Raw genomic sequence first — 21704 nt, forward strand, 5'->3', positions numbered from 1 at the left:
TGGTTGAGGGACACCCATAAAAATTTTTTAAATAAAAGATTTTTATAGGAACCCCTGACGCCGAACTGCGCCTGAGCGCTACCAGGTTGCCATTTTGTAGTTTCTTGTTTTGGTGATTCTGAGCCTTCCACAACACAATCGATTACATCTTGTTCTGGGAATCTTGCCTCGCCCCTCTTAATTATTGGAGAGCCGAATGCCTTTTACACCCATTTACTATTTTGGCACTAACCTTAACGATCAACAGAGGGTGTCATGAAAGCGCGACTTCGGCTTTCGCACTATTCCTCTGGTGATGACGTCACAAAGTTGTTCCAATTAAATTTGGTTTTGGGTATTGCTTTGGGCTAGACGTTGCAACAAGCTTTGGTACAGTGTTTCTGGCACTGATGCATGTAGCGATCGCCCTAGTCGATTTTTTTTTTGAGCTGCTTGTAGGCAACTCGTTTGCGGACAAATATAGGCAGAACGCCCCATGCCCTGATCTAATTGTACCTTTCCCGATGGAAAGACGCGGACAATCCGCCAAAACTCATCTTTTGAGCCTACTTTCCGGCAACTAATACAGCGCCGATAATTTGGTTTCATCGCTTCTGGGTGATCTCAGTCCAGCATTCTGGATGTAAAAAGAAGTTTATTATTACTATTTTTTACTCATACCAAGTAGCTTTTGAGAAAATAATCCAAGAGACTGAGACTACAATCAACAGTATCAAAACTTTACAAAATTAATCAATTATTCATCATCGTTATTGTCAAAACTATCCTCATCTTCTAATCCGTCCTGATTTTCATCCTCGAATTCTTCCTCATATTCAAGATCGTCTTCTTCTGATTCCTCTGATTGATATTTTGTTCTTACAGCCAGAAATTTGGCATCTTCTCCTGCATAGTCATACTTAGCTTTGTCTTTGATGTCTATTTTCCAACCAGTCAGACGGGCTGCCAAACGGACATTTTGTCCTTCTTTGCCTATGGCTAAACTCAATTGGTCTTCAGCCACTAGTACGTGAGTTTGCCGGGATTCTGGGTCCATCAGGCGTACTTCATCTACCCTTGCTGGACTTAAGGCATTGGCAATATATGTTGCTGGGTCTGGCGACCAGCGAATTACATCTATTTTTTCACCGCGTAATTCGTTGACTACCACTTGAATTCGCGATCCCCTGGCTCCGATACAAGCGCCTACTGGGTCTACATCGCGATCGAGGGTATCTACTGCTATTTTAGTCCGGGGGCCTACATAACGGGAAGGGGGGTTTGCCTCCCTCGCTACGGCAACAATCCGTACCACTTCATCTTCAATTTCTGGAACTTCGTTGGCAAACAGATAAACTACCAAACCAGCATCAGCGCGAGACACAAGCAACTGTGGCCCTCGTTGCTGACCTTGTGAGACTTTTTTGAGATATACCTTGAAGGTGGCATTTGCCCGATAATTATCGTTGGGCAGCTGTTCCCGCTTCGGTAATTCGGCTTCTACTTCTGGCTGACCAAAGCCACTGCTAACTGCCAAAACTACTGATTGCCGCTCAAACCGCAGGACTCTTGCTTGCAGGACAGTTCCTTCTAAATCTTGGAACTCTTCTTGCACCATTTGGCGCTGTTGATCCCGTAATTTTTGCGCCAGTACCTGCTTGGTTTGCATCGCTGCCATCCGACCAAACTCTCCTTGGTCGGGGGTAACATCTAGCACCACAGAGTCCCCTAACTGCGCTTCGGGAGCGACTTGTTGCACTTCATCTAGGGAAATCTGGTGGTCTGTGTTATTGACTGCTTCGACAATGGTTTTGGTGGAAAGAACGCGAAATCCTTCTCCTTCAATATCGAGTTCTACTTCAAAATTTTCAAAATAATCTTCGTCAAACTGTTTGCGTTCTAAATTTTGGGCGCGACGATAACGTTCGTAGCCTTTGAGTAATGCTTCTCTAATAGCTGATTGAACTGCAAGACGGGGTAAATTCCGCTCACGACTTATACTTTCAATTAATTCTTTTAATCCAGGTAAAGTAACCATTGACATAAGCAATCTCCTTTAAAAATTAGGGACTGGGGACTGGGGACTGGAGACTGGGGACTGAAAATTACGCATTAGAGCCAGAGATTAGAGAATAGCTTTACACTAGTCCCTAACCTCTAGCTCCTAGCCTCTAACCTTGAGCCAAGGTGCTTTAGTCTCTAACTCCTAAGCCTTAGCCCTTTGTTTATCGGCGCTCGTCTAGCTGCACCTTAGTAATTAGGGAGCGGGGAATTTCGACTACACGACCTTTTTGGTTTAAGTAAAGTGCTGTCTCATCCCGGCGAATCAACTGACCAGTCCACTCTAGTTGTCCGTCGTAGGGTGGCGAAGTGGAGATGATGACAGGAAATCCTTTAAAGGAAATAAACTCCCTGTCTGTTACCAGTTGCCGCGAAATCCCAGGACTAGACACTTCCAAGACGTATGCATCTGGAACGATTTGGGCAGCATCTAAGGAGGCTTCTAAAGCACGGCTCATCCTCTCACAATCATTTAAACCGGTGTCTTGCTCAGGATTGCGAATGTCTACCCGCAAAACTGGTGGACTTTGGTTAGTGTGAAAAACCACGCCAACCACTTCCAATCCCAGTTCTTCTGCCACTGGTGTCGCCAAATCAATAATTTGTGGAACTAAAGGATGAGCCATGAGAAAATTCAATAAAAAAAGTGGGCACTGACCCACTTCCTGCGATAGGTATATCTTCCAAGAAGTCTTGTGACGAAACAATTATGATTCGCCTAATTCGAGTTTAGCGCATTTCTTTTATAGTCGTGCATTGGGCATTGGGCATTGGGCATTGGGCATTGGGCATTGGGCATTGGGCATTGAGCATGGTTCAATAATCAGTAGTTCTTATTCTGCCTCCCCTGCCTCCTCTGCTCCCCCTGCCTCATCTTTTCACTACTGCTGGAACTGATACTTGTGTTCGTAACTGTCTGGTTTGCTCGATAATTTGGTCTATGTCTTCTTGGGACAAACGCTGGACGTAGTTGAGTTTGATTTCCTCTAAGAAGTCAAAAAGTAAACTCTGAATTTCTGAGAGTACGTGTTTTTCCTTTATTTGAGATCCTAAGACTTTGCTAAAGGTTTCTACTAGTTGACTGGTGAGTTTTGCGCCAACAGGGTCTTCAACAGCACTAACTAACGTTTTGTAAAGATTAGTTGTGATTTGATTCGCCAGTTGTTCGCTTAACTGGGTTTGGGCTTGTCCCACGCCAGGGAGGTTCTGGAGGTCGCGGTAGACGGGGACTTGATGGAAGACGGTTTCGATGTTGTGGCGCAAAATGGCAACGATCGCAGGTTGGATTTCGGGTAGCACTTGGTAGACTATTGTCTTTACTAAAAGACCTGCGATCGCTTCCACTTCATTTACATTATTAATATCTATGTAGGGACGTAAATTTTCTTGTTGCAGTAGCCAGCGCGTTAACTCACCCTTCTGTATTGAACCCTGAACCTGATTAATTACTCTCACCACTACAACTTCTGTAAGTTCTTCGGCAAAATTGGCGACAATCCCCTGATGAATTTGCTTTCGCACTGGATGGAGATCCAATAACCGCGCTTGATCGAGGCGGACTACTACAGGTAAGATTCGCAGCCACCGCCAAAATGGCAGTAGTAAAAATAGGTCGTACCAACGCCACAATACTGCTTCAAACCAGCTTAAACCAGGATGTCGGCGTCTAATTAAGAAAGTGCGCCCCAGCAATTCTACGCCAAATAAAATCACAAAGGGTAAGTCAATAATCCAGAAATTATCAACAAATTCGCCATTTTCACCGATTTGGCGGTAGTAGTTAGAGGCAATCAAAGGGCGGATGCTCTCGTTAAAAAAATTAATTTCTTTAACCCAGCCATTTTGTGATAAGTACGGCTGACTCCAAAAAGTGGCAAAGGACTGTTTTGCAGATTCATTACCAATGTGCGATCGCATTCGCTTTTTGATTTTTTCCAGAGTCCCACTTTTATTCACTCCCGCAAACGGGTTACTGTCAATCATCTCGCTGCTAAGACGACTTATTTGTATTAGCCTGTTATTTACCTGAGAAGACTCTAACCCTGTTTGCCTGACTTGTTCTTCTAATGCGTCTACTGTTTCTAGATAACTTTTTGTGTCTCGATGGGGTTCAATACCTTTTATTGGGTCATAAATCTGGATAATTTGGGGAAGTTTTCGCAAGTAGAAATCTCGCCAAGGTACGTAACTTAAATTAAACAAAACTAAACCTAAATTTACGGTGGCAGTAATTGCCATAATTCTTTCAAACCAAAGATTCTGCTGTTTAGAAGATTTTATATTTTTCATATTTTGTCATATATTATACATTTCTTTGAATGTTTGGAATATAAGCTCTTTCATTTATCGAAACAGAATTCAGGAGCCAGGTGGTCGCCGAGCGCAGTCGAGGTGAGCCAGAATGGGCTAAACGCCCCGCTACCGCTAACAGGATAAATTTTGAACGAAGGTCAAAAGCCGCTCCGTTCGGGCAACATCTCAGATTGCCCTGGCTCTAGCTTGACACAGGTGACAGATGTATGCACTACACTAATTCAGTGTTCAAGGGGTGGATTCGATTCAAATGAGGCTGTATCTCTGCTAATACAAGATACTCCTTTTGATGGATGACGCAAATTAGTTTTTGTATAAAAAGTTAAATTTGACAAAAATAAATCACAAATTATTCAAAAAATATTAAAAAAGCGCAAAAAAAGTTATTAAACAAACTTAAAATGCAGCTGTTAACATTTATAATCCTGCTGATTTAACTCAAAGGAGTTTTAAGTATGTGGTGTGGGTTTGGAAAATCAAGCGCGAACTTTGCTGTTACTTGCCTGATAACTGCTAGTGTCGTAATTGCAGACACAGGTTTCGCAGCTTCTCAACGTAGCTATACCCCCCAGCAATTCCGTGCTGTGTTGCGAGGGTTAGGCTATAACGTCAAGGTAACAAATGGTGCTTTGACGGATGAGGAAACTAAAAAGGCAATTCGTGAATTTCAGACGGGTTATAAGCTAAAACCAGTTGATGGGATAGCAGGGCCAAAAACCCAAAATTTTGCTGCTAGCATCATTCAAATTTTGCACACAAATTTGAATGCAGTGGTAAAGCCAAATCCTCCCCTTCCGCGCGATCATTTTTATGGTTCCCGCACGGAAGCCGTGGTGAAGGAGTATCAGAAGAAATATCAGTTGCAAGAAACTGGAATTGCTAATTTAGCACTCCGCCAAAAGCTGAATGAAGAAGCAAAGACAGTCTTCAGTCAGCCAACAGCTACACCAACTCCTGCACCAACAGGTAGACCGAGAACTAGACCAACAGCTACACCGACAGCTACGCCAACAGCTACACCGACAGCTACGCCAACAGCTACGCCAACAGCTACACCGACAGCTACACCAACAGCTACACCGACAGCTACGCCAACAGCTACACCAACAGCTACACCAACAACTACACCCTAATCGCCACCAAAAACTCCTACCCCAAATCCTCTCAAGTCATTTGATTTGGTTCTTCTAAGGGTCTGCCCTTGGGCATAGGTAGAATTGGACGACGGTCATTGTAAGGCATAGGAATGTACTGGACGCTGGGTCGGCCTCCTTGTGGCTGTGGGTACAAATCCATGAGATCATAAATAGAATGGGGCAGTCCGACAGTTACGGGCAGCCCCATTTCTGTTGCTTCTTCTATAGTGATGGGATAGTCGTGGGTGACGCGGCCGGTTGTCAAGGCTTCGATAATCGATTCGATATTTTCTGGCAGAACTTTTTGTTTGGGTATACTGTCTTTTAGCAGAGTCCGTACAAACCTCTGTACCTGCCCAATTGCTTTACGTGAGAGGTCGGCCATAATTAGAGTTTGGTCATCAATTTCACTGATGGGTTTATCTTCGACTACTTTTAGGATACTTGCTGCTGGGTAGTTACCCAATTGGGGATCAACTGGCCCTAAGACAGCGTTAGCATCCATAATAATTTCATCAGAGGCGATCGCAAGCATGGTACCGCCACTCATGGCATAGTGGGGGACAAAGACTGTAACTTTTGCCTGGTGGCGAATTAATGCTCTGGCGATTTGTTCTGTAGCTAAAACCAAACCACCAGGAGTGTGCAAAATTAAGTCAATCGGCACATCTGGGGGTGTGAGGCGAATTGCTCGCAATATTTGTTCTGAGTCTTCGATAGTAATGTAGCGAGATAAGGGAATTCCTAGGAAGCTAAGGGACTCTTGGCGGTGAATCAGCAAAATTACCCGACTATTGCGTTCCTGCTGGAATTGTTGTAAAGCACGCAAACGGCGATATTCTATTTGACGTTTTTGCCAAAGGGGTTGCAAAGAAGTCAGAAGGAGAAAAATCCAGAATAAATCACCAATACCAAAGCCCATAAATATTAATTCTTGTTCAAAAATAACGGTTGCCATCATTATTGTGACAATTTTTGGGCGATCGCATTTCTATCTGTAGGTTTAAAAATATTGAACCACACTAAGCAAAAATATTATGAATTATAAATTATCATTAAAGCAAAAAGTTTTTCCCAAAGAGCGATGCCTGGGGCGGGCTACGCCTACGCTAATCACACTTGCGTAGATTAAAGTGCTAGAGACTACCTATTTTATAATTAATGCTTATAGTGGTCTGAATAAGTAAAAACAAAAAATTTTCTGTACTTTTCCGAATTATCATCAAGCCAATATGTAGCTAACACATAGCAAAATATATATTATTTGCTATATATTATGTATATAGTTTTGCTTGAGTTAAGGAGCTTGAATCTGTCCGTTCGCTCATTTTTAAATATATGTTCTAATTTCATAAAACCTATATTTTACAAGAGTTTAAAGCTTTGTATAAAAAATTTTATCTCCTTCTTTATTCGTTATTTATAGTTCAAATGAACTAGTTAGTAGCGATGTCTACGACGGGCTACGCCTATGCAATTTTAAGAAAGTCTGAAACAGCTATTCTGTCGTCAGTAATTTGAAAACTTAGAGCGAAATAAGCGAATGGACAGCTTAAATGATGCACCTTGTGGAGTTGTAATAAGATGGCAAGTAAATCGGTTGAACTTTTTATTTCCTACTCACATAGAGATGAAGAACTTCGGCAGCAATTAGATAAGCACTTAGCTTCCCTGAAGCGGCAAAAAGTAATAGAGGCTTGGCACGATCACAAGATTGAAGCAGGGATGGAGTGGGCAAAGCAAATCGATGATAACCTGAATTGACGAGCTGCGGATAATGCCACCGTCACAAATATTTCGGTCAGTCCTGCCTCGTATAATTTGTCTAATACTCTACCTAGACGGTCATCGTTTAAGTGTTCCGAGCTTATCCCTTCTCCTAACAGATGCTCTGTGGCAATGCCTTCAAAAAATTTTTCACGCCAGGTATAATGGCGCACTCACGAAGCCAAGTCCATTCAAAACCATTGCTTTTACAACTTGACCTGCACTGATTATTTCTTGAGAGTGAGTTCCAAGCAGGCGATTGATTTGTTCTACTAGATTCATCCATCACATATGCCTGCGACTATGCCGCAGTGGTCAATATCCTGTACCCTGATATCTAATGGTGATGCTGTCATGATTCTAAAATGCAGCATTTAGGTCATTTTCAAAAATACAGCATTTACGATCGCACCTGCAGAATCTGGGTTCCAAGTCTGGCCAAGCCTGATTTTGTGCAGTTTCAGAAACAATTGGTATCACACCTAACTCCTCCCCAAAATCGGCTACGGTGTCCACACAAGTCTTTGGTGAGGCCATTTAAGATTTATCGCGCAGCCCCTAAGATACCTCACCCTGGTTTTGCTATGCAAAACCTGTCCCTCTCCTTACTAAGGAGAGGGATGTCCGATAGGACAGGGTGAGGTTTTGGAGGACTTTTGGGTAATCGGATAACTTGTGTATATACCGTAGCCAAAATCGGGAAGGAGTTTTTTAGCATCAGCTAAAAACAAGGTGCGTTGCTTGTATTATGGGCAATTTGACTGATACGAACTCAGACTTTCTGTGCAGATACTTCCTCTGGCTTTTCTTGCCTTTGCAACGCAGAATACAGCCTATTGAGCGCATTTACATAGGCTTGCGCGGATGCCACGATGATATCTGTGTTCGCTGCATGACCAGAAAACACTTTAGATTCATAACGTAAACGAATTGTCACTTCTCCAATGGCATCAATACCGCCTGTTACTGACTGCACAGAAAACTCAATCAACTCGTTGGGCACATTCACCACACGGTTGATGGCTTTGTAAACTGCATCCACTGGCCCAGTACCGATCGCAGCATCGGTTAATTCTTCACCGTCTGGGGTACGCAAGGTAACTGTAGCTGTAGGACGGGCGTTGCTACCACAGGAAACTTGCACCAATTCTACTCGGAACAAATCGGGTGCTTGTTGGATTTCATCGTTAACGATCGCTTCCAAATCCCAATCAGAAATATCTTTCTTTTTATCTGCTACTTCTTTGAATCTGACGAAGGCTTTATTTAACTCAGTATCTGACAGTTCAAAGCCCAATTCTTTCAACCGAGTGCGGAAAGCATTTCTGCCGGAATGTTTGCCCAAAACTATTTGATTGTCTGTTAAGCCAATCAATTGAGCATCCATAATTTCGTAGGTGAGCTTATTTTTTAGCACACCATCTTGGTGAATCCCAGACTCATGAGCAAAGGCATTCGCCCCAACGATCGCTTTATTTGGTTGTACTAACATTCCCGTCAAATTGGAAACTAAGCGTGAGGTTTTGTAAATTTGCCGAGTGTCGATATTTGTTAAGGGTTCTTGAGATTCTTCTGGTCTTCCCAAATAGGGATTAAAGTATTGTCGCCGCACATGTAGCGCCATCACCAATTCTTCTAGTGATGCATTTCCGGCGCGTTCGCCAATCCCATTGATGGTACATTCTAGTTGGCGTGCGCCATTTTTCACTGCTTCTAAGAAGTTAGCAACTGCCAAGCCTAAATCATTATGACCGTGAACGGAAATAATCGCTTGGTCTATGTTGGGGACATTTTCGATAATCCCCTTAATGATTGCCCCAAATTCGCTAGGGGTTGTGTAACCGACAGTATCGGGAATGTTAACTGTTGTTGCACCAGCTGCGATCGCTCGCTCTAACACTTGGTAAAGAAATTCTGGATCGGAACGAGCCGCATCCATCGGCGAAAATTCTACATCTGTCATGAAGGACTTGGCATAAGCTACCATTTCTTCGGCGATCGCTAGCACTTCTGCCCGTGACTTCCGCAGCTGATACTCTAAATGGATATCAGAAGTCGAAATAAATGTGTGAATTCTGGCGTTAACTGCTGGTTTTAATGCTTCTGCGGCTGCCTCAATATCTGCTTTAATCGCTCTTGCCAAACTGCAAATTACCGGCCCATTTTCTGTCCCCACAATTTTCGCAATCTTGCTGACTGCTTCAAAATCTCCGGGACTAGCAAAAGCAAAGCCTGCCTCAATTATATCCACACCCAGACGCGCCAGTTGCTTGGCAATAACTAGCTTCTCGTCTATATTCAGAGTTGCTCCTGGACACTGCTCTCCATCTCGCAGTGTAGTATCAAAAATGATGATTCGATCTGTTTTGTTTGTCATTTGCGGTTTGTTGTTTAGTTTTTACTTATGGATGAAAATATCTTCAACCTTAGTTTTTCTTTTACTCTTACCTTTGTAAATAATTGCTAAGAATACTAACCTTCTGTTTTTTCTATTTGATCTCTGATATCATTTAAATCTATATATCTGTCTGTAGCATTCCGTAGTTCTCTAGCTATCATTCCTTCTGTCGAAACTACTGTAATATGTGTATTTTTTGAGCGTAATAGTTCGATTGCTCTTTCAAAATCTCCATCGCCACTGAATAATACTACTCGGTCATACTGGTCTACTGTATTAAACATATCTACAACAATTTCAATATCTAAATTCGCTTTTTGCGAGTAACGACCAGAAGTATCATCATAATATTCTTTAAGAATTTTAGTTCTAACTGTATATCCTAGACTAATTAAAGCATCTCTAAAACCTCGCTGATCTTGTGGGTCTTTTAAGCCAGTGTACCAGAATGCGTTAATTAATGTTGTTTCTGATTGCTCATGTTTGAAGTATTCTAAAACTCGCCGTGGGTCAAAAAACCAACCATTTTTTTGTTGAGCATAGAACATATTGTTTCCGTCTACAAAAATAGACAGACGATTCATTGGAGAACCCATACAAATTTACACCTAATAATATAAATGAATTTAGATGGAACAATAGATTATAGCAATTTTCAAATGCCTTGTTTGCTAATATCTATAAAGTAATTCTTCATCTGTAGCTTTTATCCTACCTCTTTCAAGGCATAAAAACGCCTGCAACATTAGAGTTGAGATACTGGGTGCTAAACCTTATTCACCTCCGGCACTGCAAGAGCCACCCTGTGATCAAAATCTACCAATAAAATTGAACTAGTAACAGCATTCATAACTGTATAACACTAAATTTTACTCCTAAAGAGGTATGGCATAGGCTTAGGGTAGGATATAAGTTGATGCCTATCTATAGGTTTTGCTTTCAGTATCAGGACACACTTTGTGGGGAGTACCAATATTGCGCCAAAGACAGAAGACGGACTTGGGACAGCTTCTGGTAAAACCCCAGTTAAGAGCGTACTTGTTGGTTAGGTTAGGGTAAAATCTCGCCGCAACCAACTACAGAGACGAAGTATATCCGGCTATAATCTGTGAGAGAATCACTCTTTTGTAACTCACTCAACAGAAAAATAATAATTTAGGCAGTACCTAAGTAGGAATCTCTTGGGGGCTACCTTTGCCAATAAAAGTTTGTTGATGAATAGAAGATACTTTACAAATGTATAAGATTGTCATTTAAGTCTTATTTCTATGTGCTTGTACTAAAACGTGGTCTGAATAAATAAAAGTGTTGGACTTAAATCAATCAGTAACACGATATGGCAGAAGAACCTACATCTACCTTAACTAAAAACTATGTCTCTGCTGCCAATAGACACTCAAGTAAACCGACAAAGGTAACGTCAACAGCATCGGCTCGTCAGTCTAGGTGGATGCTTCGCTTAGGTCATCTCCTGGCTGGCGGTTGCGTAATGGGTGCAGCAGTGCTGAGTGCTTCTGGTGGAAAATTAGTTCAATTGATGGAGAATAAGGCGCTTTCTGCCTTTTTCCAAGTGCGTGGGCCGATTTTGCCTCCAGAAGACATCGTAATTTTAGCAATAGACGATCAGTCAATATCAGTTCCCGCACAGTACTATAAAACAAATCCGAAACAGTATGCCTACCTAGAAACACTTAAATCTTATCCTTATAAACGGGCTGCTTATGCTCAGGTAATCACAAAGTTAATCAAAGCAGGTGTCCGCTCTGTAGCGGTAGATGTAGTTTTTGACACGCCAAGCAGTTATGGAGCTACTGACGATCGCCAACTCCAGGCAGTATTGCAAAAATATGGCAGCAAAGTTACTTTAGCAGCCGTCTACGAAAATTCCCAGACGCACCAAGGGTATTTTATGCAACTGATTGACCCACAACAGATGTTTCATACAGGGTCAGTCTCCATTGGCTCAGTTAATTTCCCCTTGGAGGCAGATGGTAAAGTTCATCGATTGGCGAGTGAGTTTTCTAAGTTGTTAGCTGAAGATAATTTGATTGAGAAGCTACCCTCTTTTGATGAAGCAGCACTGAGGGCAGCACAAGTAAATTATCCCCGACCAAAGGGCGATCGCATTCATTTTTGGGGTTCTGCGGGTACATTTGAGCAAGTACCATTTTGGCATGTCCTCGACCCGGAAAACTGGAACACCTATTTGCAGCAGGGAAAGGTTTTCAAAGACAAGATAGTGCTGATTGGTGCAACAGATAAGTTACACAATGATTATTATCCAGTCGCTGCTAGCAACAGCGCTAAACCCATGTCGGGCGTAGAAATTCACGCCAATGCGATCGCAACTTTGATGCAAGGTAAAGCGATCGCTCCAGGAATTAAAAGTCCACCGTTGCGGGGTTTGTTTATGCTAATTATAGTTGGCAGTACAGCCTTGATGATTAGCAGACGCAAGCGTAGTATCAATAGATTTCTTTATAGCCTCGCCCTCTCTGGCACTTGGGTAGGAATTAGTTATGGGTTATTTGTTCATGGTCAGTTAATATTTCCCACTACTGTACCAATGATTGCGATCGCTATGATTGGATTTTCCTATCTGGGAACCTCATTAGTGAGAGAAAGCATCAAAAAACGCCAATTAGTAGACATTTTTCAGAAGTATAAAACTTCCGCCGTTGTCCAAGAGATTATCAGCCAACAAGATGACTTGCAAGACCTAATCCAGCAAAGAGATTTAGCCTTATCAGGAAAAGTCCTGGCTAGACGTTACAGAATTGTCAAAGTTCTCGGTTCCGGTGGATTCAGTGAAACCTACATTGCCGAAGATACCCAACGTCCTGGAAATCCGCGATGTGTTGTCAAACAACTAAAACCAGCCAACACCAAACCAGAAGCCTTGCAACTTGCCAGACGTTTATTTAACTCAGAGGCGCAAACACTCGAAAAATTGGGAACACACCCTCAAATCCCGCAACTTTTGGCGTATTTTGAAGAAGATGAAGAATTTTATTTAGTACAAGAACAGATCATTGGTCATCCTTTAAATCAGGAATTGCCAGCAGGTAGAGCAATTGAGGAAATTGCAGTTATCAAAATTGTCAGGGACTTATTGCAAACATTAACATTTGTCCATAAAAACAATGTGATTCACCGGGATATTAAGCCCAGCAATATCATGCGCCGACATTCAGACGGTAAACTGATCCTGATTGACTTTGGAGCCGTCAAAGAAGTCAATACAAGACAGCTTGATCATCAAGAGCAAATCCCCTTCACCATTGGCATTGGTACTCAGGGTTACGCACCAAGCGAGCAATGTTTTGGGCGTCCACACTACAGTAGTGATATCTATGCAGTCGGCATGGTTGGAATTAAAGCCTTGACTGGTATAGCACCCCGTGAGCTACCTAGAGATGCTGATGGAGAGATAAAATGGAGCGATGCCTACGGCGGTAAACTACGCACCCAGGTGAGTCACTCCCTCGCTAAGATTCTCAGTAAAATGGTGCTGGATGACTTCAAACAGCGATATCAGTCTGCATCAGAGGCTCTTGAGGATCTTAAAGCTTTTGACGATGTTGTAAGTTTCCAAAGCATATACCCCATGCTACAGAATGACTCATTAATGAATACTTTAGATGACTTAGGCGCTCCCACAAAATCTTGCTCAGAATCATCCTCAGAAACTACTTGAGAAAGACGCGGGCCGTTTCGGATAAGCTGGGGAGGCAGGGGAGGAAAAAGAAAGAGTTATTCGGCAATAATTCTTTCTTGCCCTGCTCCTCCTCTCCCCCTCGTCGTGTCTTCTTCATATCATGTCCGGGTAATTCGTTATGATTCCATAGTCATTACACCCCACCCCGATGCTTTGCTACGGTTACACACAAGTATGACCAGCATAGGTTTCAACTCTTCTAGTAGTTTCTTAGGGTGCGTTATGGACACGCCGAAATAACAAATGCGTTCGCCGAAGTAACAAATGCGTTCGCCGAAGTAACAAATGCGTTCGCCGAAGTAACAAATGCGTTCGCCGAAATAACAAATGCGTTCGCCGAAATAACAAATGCGTTCGCCGAAATAACAAATGCGTTCGCCGAAATAACAAATGCGTTCGCCGAAATAACAAATGCGTTCGCCGAAATAACAAATGCGTTCGCCATGATTGCAAGAATTTAGCTTTGTCACGCCAGCGTAACGCACTGCAAATTTTTGGTAGATGAAGTTTTTCCGACTTGTGTGTACACCGTAGCCGAAGGCATCTGCCATTGATTGGGACATCATCCCAACTTATCAACCTAACAGCAATATAAAGCAATACGCTTGGGTTAAGGCTTTACTCTTTGTCAAAGTGAATTTTTTTAACGAACCGCAAAGGACGCAAAGGACACGTTCGCGCAGCGTCTCGAAGAGAAGGAAGAGAAGAAAGAGAAGAAAAAATGCTTAACTGAACTGTATTGCAATATAAAGCACATCTTCTCAGGAAGGCGTGTCAAACGTGCGTGGTATGTAACTGCATATGGTTTGAAGATTCACGCCGATGTGAATGGCGCATTCAACATCGGCAGAAAAAGTAATCCTGAAGGATTTGACAATCTCAAGTCTATTCTAAGGGATAGGGGGTGTCTGGTAGTACATCCAAGGCGGATAACTCCACTATTTAAGCGTGTCCATGCTGAAAGTAGAGTGGCTTTTACCTAAATTGCAAATGTCTGACTATACTTGACTATGTGATTTGGAACTATAATAAGCAATCAAGCTGACATGATATCACTCAGTTGTGCATAGAATTTTAATTTAACGACAAAAATTCTTCTCCTGTCGTGGGATGAATGCCTATTGTTTCATCCAAATCTTCCTTAGTAATGCCCTTGCGAATTGCCACACCCAGACTTTGAATGATATCTGCTGCATGTTCACCCACCATGTGAGCGCCCAAAACTTGCCCAGAATCACCATTTAACACTAACTTTATAGTGGTTGGCTCATCCTGTTCGATTAGCTGATACAACAGTGGTTGGAACTGGGTGCAGTAGCATTGTACAGATTCACCAAATTTTTCCCGTGCTTTCGCCTCTGTCATCCCCACACTAGCCGCTTCTGGACGGCAAAAAACAGCAGTGGGGACATAATCATAATTTAGTTTTTGCGCCTTGTTGCCAAAAACTGTATCCGCAAAGGCAATACCTTCTGCCTTAGCCACTGGAGTCAATTGCACGCGGCTGGTGCAGTCACCCACAGCAAAAATGTTTTCTTGGCTAGTGCGGCTGTATTCATCTACTTTAATTGCACCATGTTCGCCAAGTTCAACATGGGCATTTTCCAAACCAAGATTCTTGGTATTTGGAGCGTAACCTGTGGCAACTAAAATGGTATCTGCTGTAATTATTTCTTGGCTCTCACCAGTAATAGTTAACAACAAACTCTCATCTGAATATTTAATTTCAGCAACGGTGCTGTTGGTGAATACTTTAATTCCCCGTTTACTCAAACCCTGATGTACAGCAGAGCGAATGTCATCATCAAACCCCGATAAAATCATCTCGTCTTTTTCAATCACCGTCACTTCGCAGCCGAAAGCGTGCATCATGCTGGAAAATTCTACGCCAATGTAGCCACCGCCAATAATTGCTAAACGTTTCGGCAGATAGGGTAGCTGAAACATCTCGCGGGATGTGATAGCGTATTCTATACCTGGGATTTTGGGCTTGAGGGGTTGCCCTCCCACAGCAATTAAAATTTTGTCGGCTGTAACTTTGCGTCCATTAATATTGATAGTATGGGTATCGATGAAAGTGACATATTCAGAAATTAGTTCAATTCCAGCTTTTTGCAATTGCTGAAAATAAGACTGGTTAATGGTGTCAATATGCTGATGTACTGACTTAATAAATAATGTCCAGTCAAAGTATGTTTGACAGTCACTCCACCCATAACTGTGCGCTATTTGATTTTGCAGGGCGAAGTCAGCGGCGTAGACAATCAGTTTTTTAGGAACGCAACCGCGATTTACACAAGTCCCACCGACGGATTCTTGTTCGGCAATAGCGACACGTACACCGTAACTAGCTGCTTTTTTAGCTGCTGCCAATCCCCCAGGCCCAGCACCAATGACAAACAAATCGTAATCAAATGTCATAAAAATCTGTTCCTTTTTCACTGTTTTGGAAAGCAGAGCTATTTCATACCTTATAGTTATTCACACAAAACTTGATCTACTGCCTTTGGGTGGACAATTTGGGATGACAACAGGTTGATATTTAGCACATTGCCGCATTAATCGCAATTAGATCCAAAAAGGACAGCGATCGCTCGATTATTGCTAAGTTATATTACATTATGTTACCAAAGAAGCATTTTGTCTATTCTACAAGAGGTAGATGTTTGCGTAGGCGTAGCCCGCACAACGGCTGCGCTCAGTGACCATCGTAGACATCGCATCGGGCGGGTATGCGATCGCAGTTGGGGGCAGCAGCCATCTGGAGATCCATTGTTTGCAGATGATTATGGGGAATCAAGCAAAGTTTGTATCTCCTGTGCATCCCGTGTCATTCCCAAGTGCTTAAAACTATTAATAGCCTTAGTTGACAATTGACAGGCTTTCTGTTGACTTCCCCACTTTTTCTCCCAACGGGCAAAAGACCGTTGATAACGAGCCAAACGCCGTTTATTATTGCTGCTTTCGGCGACAGTTAAGCCTTGAATTAATAGCCTTTGAGCTTCATCGCGATCGCCTTGTTCGATGGCAATATCGGCAAGCCAATTTTGAGCAGAATTGATCACCCGATGCCAATTAATTTTTTCTGCACTTTTCATCACCTCTTGAAATAGCTTCTTTGTTAAAAAATATTCACCTTCTGAATAAAAGATTTCAGCCCGATGGTAGAGAACGGGAATAAAATAACGGATGTGCTGCCGCTCCTCTAGATTCGCCTCGATCACCAATTTTTCTTCTACCGTTAGCCAGTGGCGTGCATCTTTATAATCCTTCTGTCTGATTTGCAGCCTAGCCATACTTTCGGCTAAGTCAGCTTGAACGCATGAATCTGCATGGTCACGTAAAACCCACGCCCGCCGTAATATTTCGTCTGCTTCTTTTAGACTTTCGGGTGAACACTCTCGAATTAGCAGCCAGGTTTTGCGGATCATGAATTTTACCAAAGATGACCATTCACCACGTCGTTCTGATTGTTCTATGAGCCATTGCAACCAATCGAGGCGATCGTCCCAATAAGCATAGAGATTGGCGTAGTGGTTCAAGAGCAACCACAAATCCCTAACTTCTGCATAGTGATCTTGGTTTTTACACCAATAAAGTACTGTTCGCAGATTCCCTTCCTCTTCCTCTAACCTGTCGTAATGTATCCATTTTTCCCAATCTTCTCCGCCGTAACTGTAGGCAAAATCTAGATACCATTTCACCCACCTTTTCCGTGCTTCTTTCTCAAAATCTGGGTAAGCAGCTAATTGTGCTAAGGCATACTCACGAGTCAGAGAGAGCATCTCGTATCGCTTAGTTTCTGGGTTCAGATTCACTAACGAAAGTTGCTGCAAACGTACCAAGCCTTTACTGACGGAATCAGGAGCAGATGTCAGTCCAGCAACTTCAGCCACAGCCGCTTGGATAGGAGAGTCAGGGAAAATCGCCAGTGACATTAATAACTTGTGGGGTGGCTGTCCCTTCATACCTTGCACTGATTGCTCAAAGCAAAAACGAGCCACATCGCCTGTAGCGGAAGTTAACTGCTCTAATACTGAGTTCAAGGAGTAGCCACTGGATACTTGACCCAGTGCGTAGACAATAGCGAGGGGGATTCCCCCAGTGCGCTTGTAAAGCAAGCTAGAGTCCTCATCTTGGATAGTTATACCTTTTTCTTCAGCTTGTTGCTGAATCAACTGTAAACCATCATTCAGGGGCAAGTTTCGCAGACTGATTGGCAGCAAGGCAATTCGTTCGCGGGTAGTAATTACTACTTTGACGCAAATGGGCAAATTGTATAGGAATTCTATAACCTCATCCCTGTCCTCTATAGTCTCCATATTGTCCACAATCAAAAGCGTTCGCTGTTTAGAAAGACTTTGGCGTACACGGTCAAATTGGTCATTGGGAGGAGATTGAATAATAGTAGAGTCGCTTAAGGCGTTGGTAATCACCCGAAAAATCTCGCGCAAGTTACGCTGTCCTTGCTGGCGTTGCAAAATCATATCGGGAATCAGTTCCTGTTGTTTGGCTGAAGTGAAAATAATCGCATCAAATTTAGGTGCATCAGAACTGTTTTTGTTACTAGCTTCTAAGCATACGTAAGCAGCAGCTAACACCAGCGCCGTTTTACCTACGCCACCAATGCCATGTACCGTGATCATATGAGCGCCATGCATTGGCGAAAGGCGTTCCAGTAGCTTTTTCATATCTGCCTCGCGCCCAATAAATTCTGTGTAGGTTGGCGATGGCAGATTGTGGGGAATAGAGGCGCTTTCGGTACTAGATGCAGCAACACCTCTGCGATATCCATGTCTCTCTAGAATGTAAATAAGGTTACTTGACCTAACGCTGTTATCTGGTTCTGCTGTCAAAGTTTCAATATCTCGATAGATATTGCTCAATCCCACTCTCACACCAGCGTTATCTCTGTACAAGTCCTGACTTATCTTTGTCAAGCTATACCCGCACAGCAACCCAAGTAACAGGTCTTTTTTAGAATTTTGCCTGTATCGCTCTTGAATTCTAGACTCCAAGTCAGTCAGTAAACGATCTATATCCCAGTCGTGTAAAACCTTTTGATACCAGGCTTTAGACAGATTCCCACGCTCTGATTGATCTGACATAAATATCACCCTATTAGTCTGTTATTAAATGTTGTGTTAGCAACATTTTAACTAACAAAACTTTCTTGATGTAGTACTATTAACATTTTAAATAACAATTTGTTAACTTTGTTAATTAGCTATTTGGCATCAATTTAGTAGGCTAATTGCTAAGTTCATAATTGTTGGTAACAGGCATCGTGCAAATGCAACATCATCCTGAGAACCAATCAAAAACTTTGGCTGGATTATCCTTTTCACCTCTAACGACAAAGGAGTACTGAATGAAGAAACTAATTCAAACCGTAAGTATCTTGGTTGGTCTAAAACAAGCTCGACTTTATTTTCCTGAAGAAAAACAAGTCTGTGTCTTTAATAAACTTCCGATACTTTACCGCGAGTTTACACCAAAGTCTGTGCAGGAATCAATCAACGAATTGCAAGAGCGATTAAAAGCTCAAGGTTTACTTGCAGAGATTACTGGTAAATTTGACTTAGAGACAGATGAGGCAGTAAAAGAATTTCAAAAAAGAAATAATCTTCTAGCAGATGGAGTGGTTGGCCCACTGACATGGGCTTGCCTTTTGTATCCAAAGCTTTTTCGTAGTCAAAAAAGTAAGTCCCCAGAATTAAGGAATGCAGTTAAGGAACTGCAAACTATCCTTTATGATGAAGGATTTTTGAAAAAAGAACCTAATAGCTATTTTGACAGCGTAACAGAAAAAGCAGTTAAACGCTTCCAAAGAACTTATGGATTGAAGAATGATGGCATTGTTGGGGCAGCAACTTGGGCAGTACTACTGGGAATGCGACAAAAAATTGATAAAAGCTTTCCGAGGTTAATTTATTTTCTGTCGCCGCAATCATGGTTTTTATGGGAGCAATTTTTGATGATTTCTTGCATCCTATTGGGTATTTATTATAGTCCTATACCAGGTCAGACTCCTAAATTCAATACTGCCTTAGCAACTGCGTATGGACTCACCTGTGTAGTGCCTTTTTTGTTAGATAATTTACCGATGAAGCCTTCAATTAAGCCTAGTTTATCTCTCTTGCAATATGCCCCCTACGTGTTAACTGGGTTCTTTTGGAAACCAATTATCAATTTTTTAGGGACATTGTTTAATTAATCATTCCATAGTTGAATAATTGAAGAGCGATCGCTCTTCTGTTTTTTGTCGAATGTTTGCGTTGTGCTTCTCAAAAATTGCGATCGCACATTGAAGACACCCTACTGTTACCCATCGCTGAAATAGAAAAACGACCATTCAAAAATTAAATCGCCTTCTTCTTTGCGTAAGGTAAAAATCAAACAAAGGCGGGTGCGGGGATTGAACCCGCTAATCCCCACAATGGTGGAGATGTAACCGATAACCCTAAATTCTCCGGCCCCGAAAGGCAAGTTGCGAACAAGGGTAACCCGCCATGAAATAATGAAGGATAAAGTTTTTCGTGCTTTATACCATTTCTTTGTGAGGCTGCGCCAAACCCTTTTAACTTCTTTCTTTCTTTCTTTCTTTCTTTCTTTCTTTGTGTCCTTTGCGTCCTTTGCGGTTCGTTTCTCTTTCTTGTTTCTTGTACTTAAATATGGTTTAGCGCATCTTCATACAGAATTGGTATTACCCTTCAGCAATATCTACAATTCACCCGTAGCCAGCATCTGAATGATCCGAGGCGTACCTGGGTCGAACCCTGCCAAATCCCAAGACAGCGAATCTTCAGGATCTACCAAAGTAATTTGGTAAGGTGTCAAGGTGACATACACCGCCTTGACGTTAGGATTTACCTTTTTCCGGTACTCCTTCAAGGCTTGACTTGGATGCTTATTTCCCGCCCAGCTTTCAGAGTCAGTCCAAAAGCAGACAACATCTGCTTTAAACTTATTCTTGATCATCCAGTCATAAGCTACAGATGCATCCGTTCCACCAAAGTTTTGGTTGCTAGCTTTGCGAACCGCAAAACTAAAACTATCTTTAGCAGTGATAGCTAATTCACGGAATTCGGTAGCAAAGCCGCGAATCATGTAGTTTTTCTCTGCCTTTGCTGTTACCAGTGCCATTGTGGTGGCAATTTCACAACAAGTTAGTCCCATATCTGCAACCAAGTTACCCATAGAACCAGAAACATCCACGGCGTGCATGAATACTTTACCTGTGGGTTGCACAACATCAAAAGACAGTTCAACCGCTTTTTCTAAAATGTCCACAATCCGAGGAACTGGGTTCCAAGTTTTCTTACTGCGTCCTAATTTTCCACCAGATTCATAAGTTTTGAGTGCTTTCAAAACATCAATTGGATGGATGCGACCTTTACGCAGATGTTCTCTGCGATTAAGAACTGCTTCCACTTGGAGCAAATTAGCATTTTCATCAGCTCGTAACACACCCAGTTCAGTTAAAGAACCCAAGTTACGCAACATTGCACCTATTGGCATTTCCTGAAATAGCAACTGCCAAGCAAGCTTATCCATTTTGCCCACAGGTGCAGCCATTTCATGGGTTAAACGTCCTTGGGAAATAGCTTCATGGGTTTGGGTGGGATTTCGCTTGAGCCACTCATACCACCAAATCTGCGCCAATGCTTCTGAGGGGATATCTGCTGGCAATTCTTCCCAGCCTCTAACTACCCACTCAAATAGTTGACGGTGATTTTCTGTAGGCGGTTTGACATGGAACAACCGCAACACATCTCGGTGGGAGAAGCCTTGACGCTGTTGATATTTCAAAAGTTGATAAGCCAAGCCTTTGACATCTTCTCTTGAGAGCCAAGTTTTACCAGCTTCCCGCACTACTTTACCAAATCCCCGCAGAGATTTGGTGTAGTTCAACCATTCGTAGAAGTGGCTGCCAGTGCGGACAACTTGCAGGAAGATTTCACTAAATGCTTGTTTTGCTTCTGATACTTCACCCATCGACAGCAGCACCAAAGCTAATATAGGCGCACTGTTATTGATGGCGCGTCCATCGCTAGCATACAAAATTTCTTCCGCTACACGGCTAGGATTTTCCGCAACAGCTTGTCTGACAACTGCCACAAAATCCTCAGTTAATTCCTGTTTACCAGCATAGTAAGTGCTTTTTGCTGTGCCAACCAAAAGACAGCGACGCAGCATTTTCCAAATACCAGCATCAAACATCCAGCCGCCGGAACGTCCCTGAACCATTTCGGCTTCCCGACCGGGGATAGGCTGATTTTGTGGTGTTGTAGTCTTCTTGTTAGTGAAAAAATTGTAATTCATCGTTTCA

At 42.5% G+C, this 21704-nt stretch carries 15 protein-coding genes and 1 pseudogene; 4 read left to right on the forward strand and 12 right to left on the reverse strand.

Annotated elements, in window-relative coordinates; all coding sequences use genetic code 11:
- Positions 1-318: 318 nt before the first annotated feature.
- The 4 genes from LC586_RS02270 to LC586_RS02285 form a co-directional block, all read right to left on the reverse strand.
- Positions 319-588, reverse strand: a complete 270-nt coding sequence (locus LC586_RS02270; RefSeq protein ID WP_229482756.1) for a YlxR family protein — start codon at positions 586-588, stop codon at positions 319-321.
- A 148-nt stretch (positions 589-736) separates the two neighbouring features.
- Positions 737-2023 (reverse strand): transcription termination factor NusA, encoded by a 1287-nt coding sequence (nusA, locus tag LC586_RS02275; RefSeq protein WP_229482757.1) that lies wholly within the window; start codon positions 2021-2023, stop codon positions 737-739.
- 181 nt (positions 2024-2204) lie between these two features.
- Positions 2205-2666: a ribosome maturation factor RimP gene (rimP, locus tag LC586_RS02280; RefSeq protein ID WP_229482758.1), complete on the reverse strand. Its 462-nt coding sequence runs from the start codon at positions 2664-2666 to the stop codon at positions 2205-2207.
- 244 nt (positions 2667-2910) lie between these two features.
- Positions 2911-4329: a hypothetical protein gene (locus LC586_RS02285; RefSeq protein WP_229482759.1), complete on the reverse strand. Its 1419-nt coding sequence runs from the start codon at positions 4327-4329 to the stop codon at positions 2911-2913.
- A 479-nt stretch (positions 4330-4808) separates the two neighbouring features.
- On the opposite strand from LC586_RS02285, the gene LC586_RS02290 reads away from it, so the two are divergent.
- Entirely contained in the window at positions 4809-5486 is a 678-nt protein-coding gene (locus tag LC586_RS02290; RefSeq protein ID WP_229482760.1) for a peptidoglycan-binding domain-containing protein, read from the forward strand.
- A gap of 31 nt (positions 5487-5517) precedes the next feature.
- Here LC586_RS02290 and LC586_RS02295 read toward each other — a convergent pair whose 3' ends face one another.
- Positions 5518-6411, reverse strand: a complete 894-nt coding sequence (locus LC586_RS02295) for an SDH family Clp fold serine proteinase (RefSeq protein WP_229482892.1) — start codon at positions 6409-6411, stop codon at positions 5518-5520.
- 662 nt (positions 6412-7073) lie between these two features.
- Between LC586_RS02295 and LC586_RS02300 the strand changes: the two genes are divergently transcribed.
- Positions 7074-7253 carry a toll/interleukin-1 receptor domain-containing protein gene (locus tag LC586_RS02300; RefSeq protein ID WP_229482907.1) on the forward strand — a complete coding sequence of 60 codons (180 nt, stop codon included), beginning with the start codon at positions 7074-7076 and terminating at the stop codon, positions 7251-7253.
- Here LC586_RS02300 and LC586_RS02305 read toward each other — a convergent pair.
- The 3 genes and pseudogenes from LC586_RS02305 to LC586_RS02315 all read right to left on the reverse strand — a co-directional run.
- Positions 7247-7612 (reverse strand): annotated as a pseudogene (locus LC586_RS02305) (DUF4277 domain-containing protein); the annotation flags it as partial. The gene LC586_RS02300 and the pseudogene LC586_RS02305 sit on opposite strands and share 7 nt — an antisense overlap.
- A gap of 416 nt (positions 7613-8028) precedes the next feature.
- Positions 8029-9633 carry a 2-isopropylmalate synthase gene (locus LC586_RS02310; protein WP_229482761.1) on the reverse strand — a complete coding sequence of 535 codons (1605 nt, stop codon included), beginning with the start codon at positions 9631-9633 and terminating at the stop codon, positions 8029-8031.
- Between the two features lie 95 nt (positions 9634-9728).
- Positions 9729-10250, reverse strand: a complete 522-nt coding sequence (locus LC586_RS02315) for a LabA-like NYN domain-containing protein (protein WP_041565194.1) — start codon at positions 10248-10250, stop codon at positions 9729-9731.
- A 740-nt stretch (positions 10251-10990) separates the two neighbouring features.
- Between LC586_RS02315 and LC586_RS02320 the strand changes: the two genes are divergently transcribed.
- Complete coding sequence (locus LC586_RS02320) at positions 10991-13351, forward strand: CHASE2 domain-containing serine/threonine-protein kinase (protein WP_229482762.1); 2361 nt, start codon at positions 10991-10993, stop codon at positions 13349-13351.
- Between the two features lie 137 nt (positions 13352-13488).
- Here LC586_RS02320 and LC586_RS02325 read toward each other — a convergent pair whose 3' ends face one another.
- The 3 genes from LC586_RS02325 to LC586_RS02335 all read right to left on the reverse strand — a co-directional run bounded on the left by LC586_RS02325 (position 13489) and on the right by LC586_RS02335 (position 18480).
- Positions 13489-13938 carry a hypothetical protein gene (locus LC586_RS02325; protein WP_229482763.1) on the reverse strand — a complete coding sequence of 150 codons (450 nt, stop codon included), beginning with the start codon at positions 13936-13938 and terminating at the stop codon, positions 13489-13491.
- A gap of 508 nt (positions 13939-14446) precedes the next feature.
- Positions 14447-15793, reverse strand: coding sequence for a glutathione-disulfide reductase (gene gorA / locus LC586_RS02330; RefSeq protein WP_229482764.1), 1347 nt, complete (start codon positions 15791-15793; stop codon positions 14447-14449).
- A 365-nt stretch (positions 15794-16158) separates the two neighbouring features.
- The gene (locus tag LC586_RS02335; protein ID WP_229482765.1) at positions 16159-18480 is read right to left on the reverse strand and encodes a tetratricopeptide repeat protein; all 2322 of its coding nucleotides are present in this window, start codon (positions 18478-18480) and stop codon (positions 16159-16161) included.
- 263 nt (positions 18481-18743) lie between these two features.
- On the opposite strand from LC586_RS02335, the gene LC586_RS02340 reads away from it, so the two are divergent.
- Positions 18744-19589, forward strand: a complete 846-nt coding sequence (locus tag LC586_RS02340) for a peptidoglycan-binding domain-containing protein (RefSeq protein WP_229482766.1) — start codon at positions 18744-18746, stop codon at positions 19587-19589.
- A gap of 506 nt (positions 19590-20095) precedes the next feature.
- Here the strand turns inward: LC586_RS02340 and LC586_RS02345 are convergent.
- On the reverse strand, positions 20096-21697 hold the full coding sequence (locus tag LC586_RS02345) for a TROVE domain-containing protein (protein ID WP_229482767.1): 1602 nt from the start codon (positions 21695-21697) through the stop codon (positions 20096-20098).
- Positions 21698-21704: the final 7 nt, after the last annotated feature.

The organism is Nostoc favosum CHAB5714 (genome assembly GCF_020829495.1).
In the GTDB taxonomy this organism is placed as follows: Bacteria; Cyanobacteriota; Cyanobacteriia; order Cyanobacteriales; family Nostocaceae; genus Nostoc; species Nostoc favosum.

What these genes read in the sequence shown, in the direction of transcription:
- LC586_RS02310 (WP_229482761.1), bottom strand. Translation starts at nt 9,633, where the DNA reads ATGACAAACAAAACAGATCGAATCATCATTTTTGATACTACACTGCGA.
- rimP (WP_229482758.1), bottom strand. Translation starts at nt 2,666, where the DNA reads ATGGCTCATCCTTTAGTTCCACAAATTATTGATTTGGCGACACCAGTG.
- LC586_RS02345 (WP_229482767.1), bottom strand. Translation starts at nt 21,697, where the DNA reads ATGAATTACAATTTTTTCACTAACAAGAAGACTACAACACCACAAAAT.
- LC586_RS02295 (WP_229482892.1), bottom strand. Translation starts at nt 6,411, where the DNA reads ATGGGCTTTGGTATTGGTGATTTATTCTGGATTTTTCTCCTTCTGACT.
- LC586_RS02335 (WP_229482765.1), bottom strand. Translation starts at nt 18,480, where the DNA reads ATGTCAGATCAATCAGAGCGTGGGAATCTGTCTAAAGCCTGGTATCAA.
- LC586_RS02290 (WP_229482760.1), top strand. Translation starts at nt 4,809, where the DNA reads ATGTGGTGTGGGTTTGGAAAATCAAGCGCGAACTTTGCTGTTACTTGC.
- LC586_RS02320 (WP_229482762.1), top strand. Translation starts at nt 10,991, where the DNA reads ATGGCAGAAGAACCTACATCTACCTTAACTAAAAACTATGTCTCTGCT.
- LC586_RS02285 (WP_229482759.1), bottom strand. Translation starts at nt 4,329, where the DNA reads ATGAAAAATATAAAATCTTCTAAACAGCAGAATCTTTGGTTTGAAAGA.
- nusA (WP_229482757.1), bottom strand. Translation starts at nt 2,023, where the DNA reads ATGTCAATGGTTACTTTACCTGGATTAAAAGAATTAATTGAAAGTATA.
- LC586_RS02270 (WP_229482756.1), bottom strand. Translation starts at nt 588, where the DNA reads ATGAAACCAAATTATCGGCGCTGTATTAGTTGCCGGAAAGTAGGCTCA.
- gorA (WP_229482764.1), bottom strand. Translation starts at nt 15,793, where the DNA reads ATGACATTTGATTACGATTTGTTTGTCATTGGTGCTGGGCCTGGGGGA.
- LC586_RS02340 (WP_229482766.1), top strand. Translation starts at nt 18,744, where the DNA reads ATGAAGAAACTAATTCAAACCGTAAGTATCTTGGTTGGTCTAAAACAA.
- LC586_RS02325 (WP_229482763.1), bottom strand. Translation starts at nt 13,938, where the DNA reads ATGATGTCCCAATCAATGGCAGATGCCTTCGGCTACGGTGTACACACA.
- LC586_RS02300 (WP_229482907.1), top strand. Translation starts at nt 7,074, where the DNA reads ATGGCAAGTAAATCGGTTGAACTTTTTATTTCCTACTCACATAGAGAT.
- LC586_RS02315 (WP_041565194.1), bottom strand. Translation starts at nt 10,250, where the DNA reads ATGGGTTCTCCAATGAATCGTCTGTCTATTTTTGTAGACGGAAACAAT.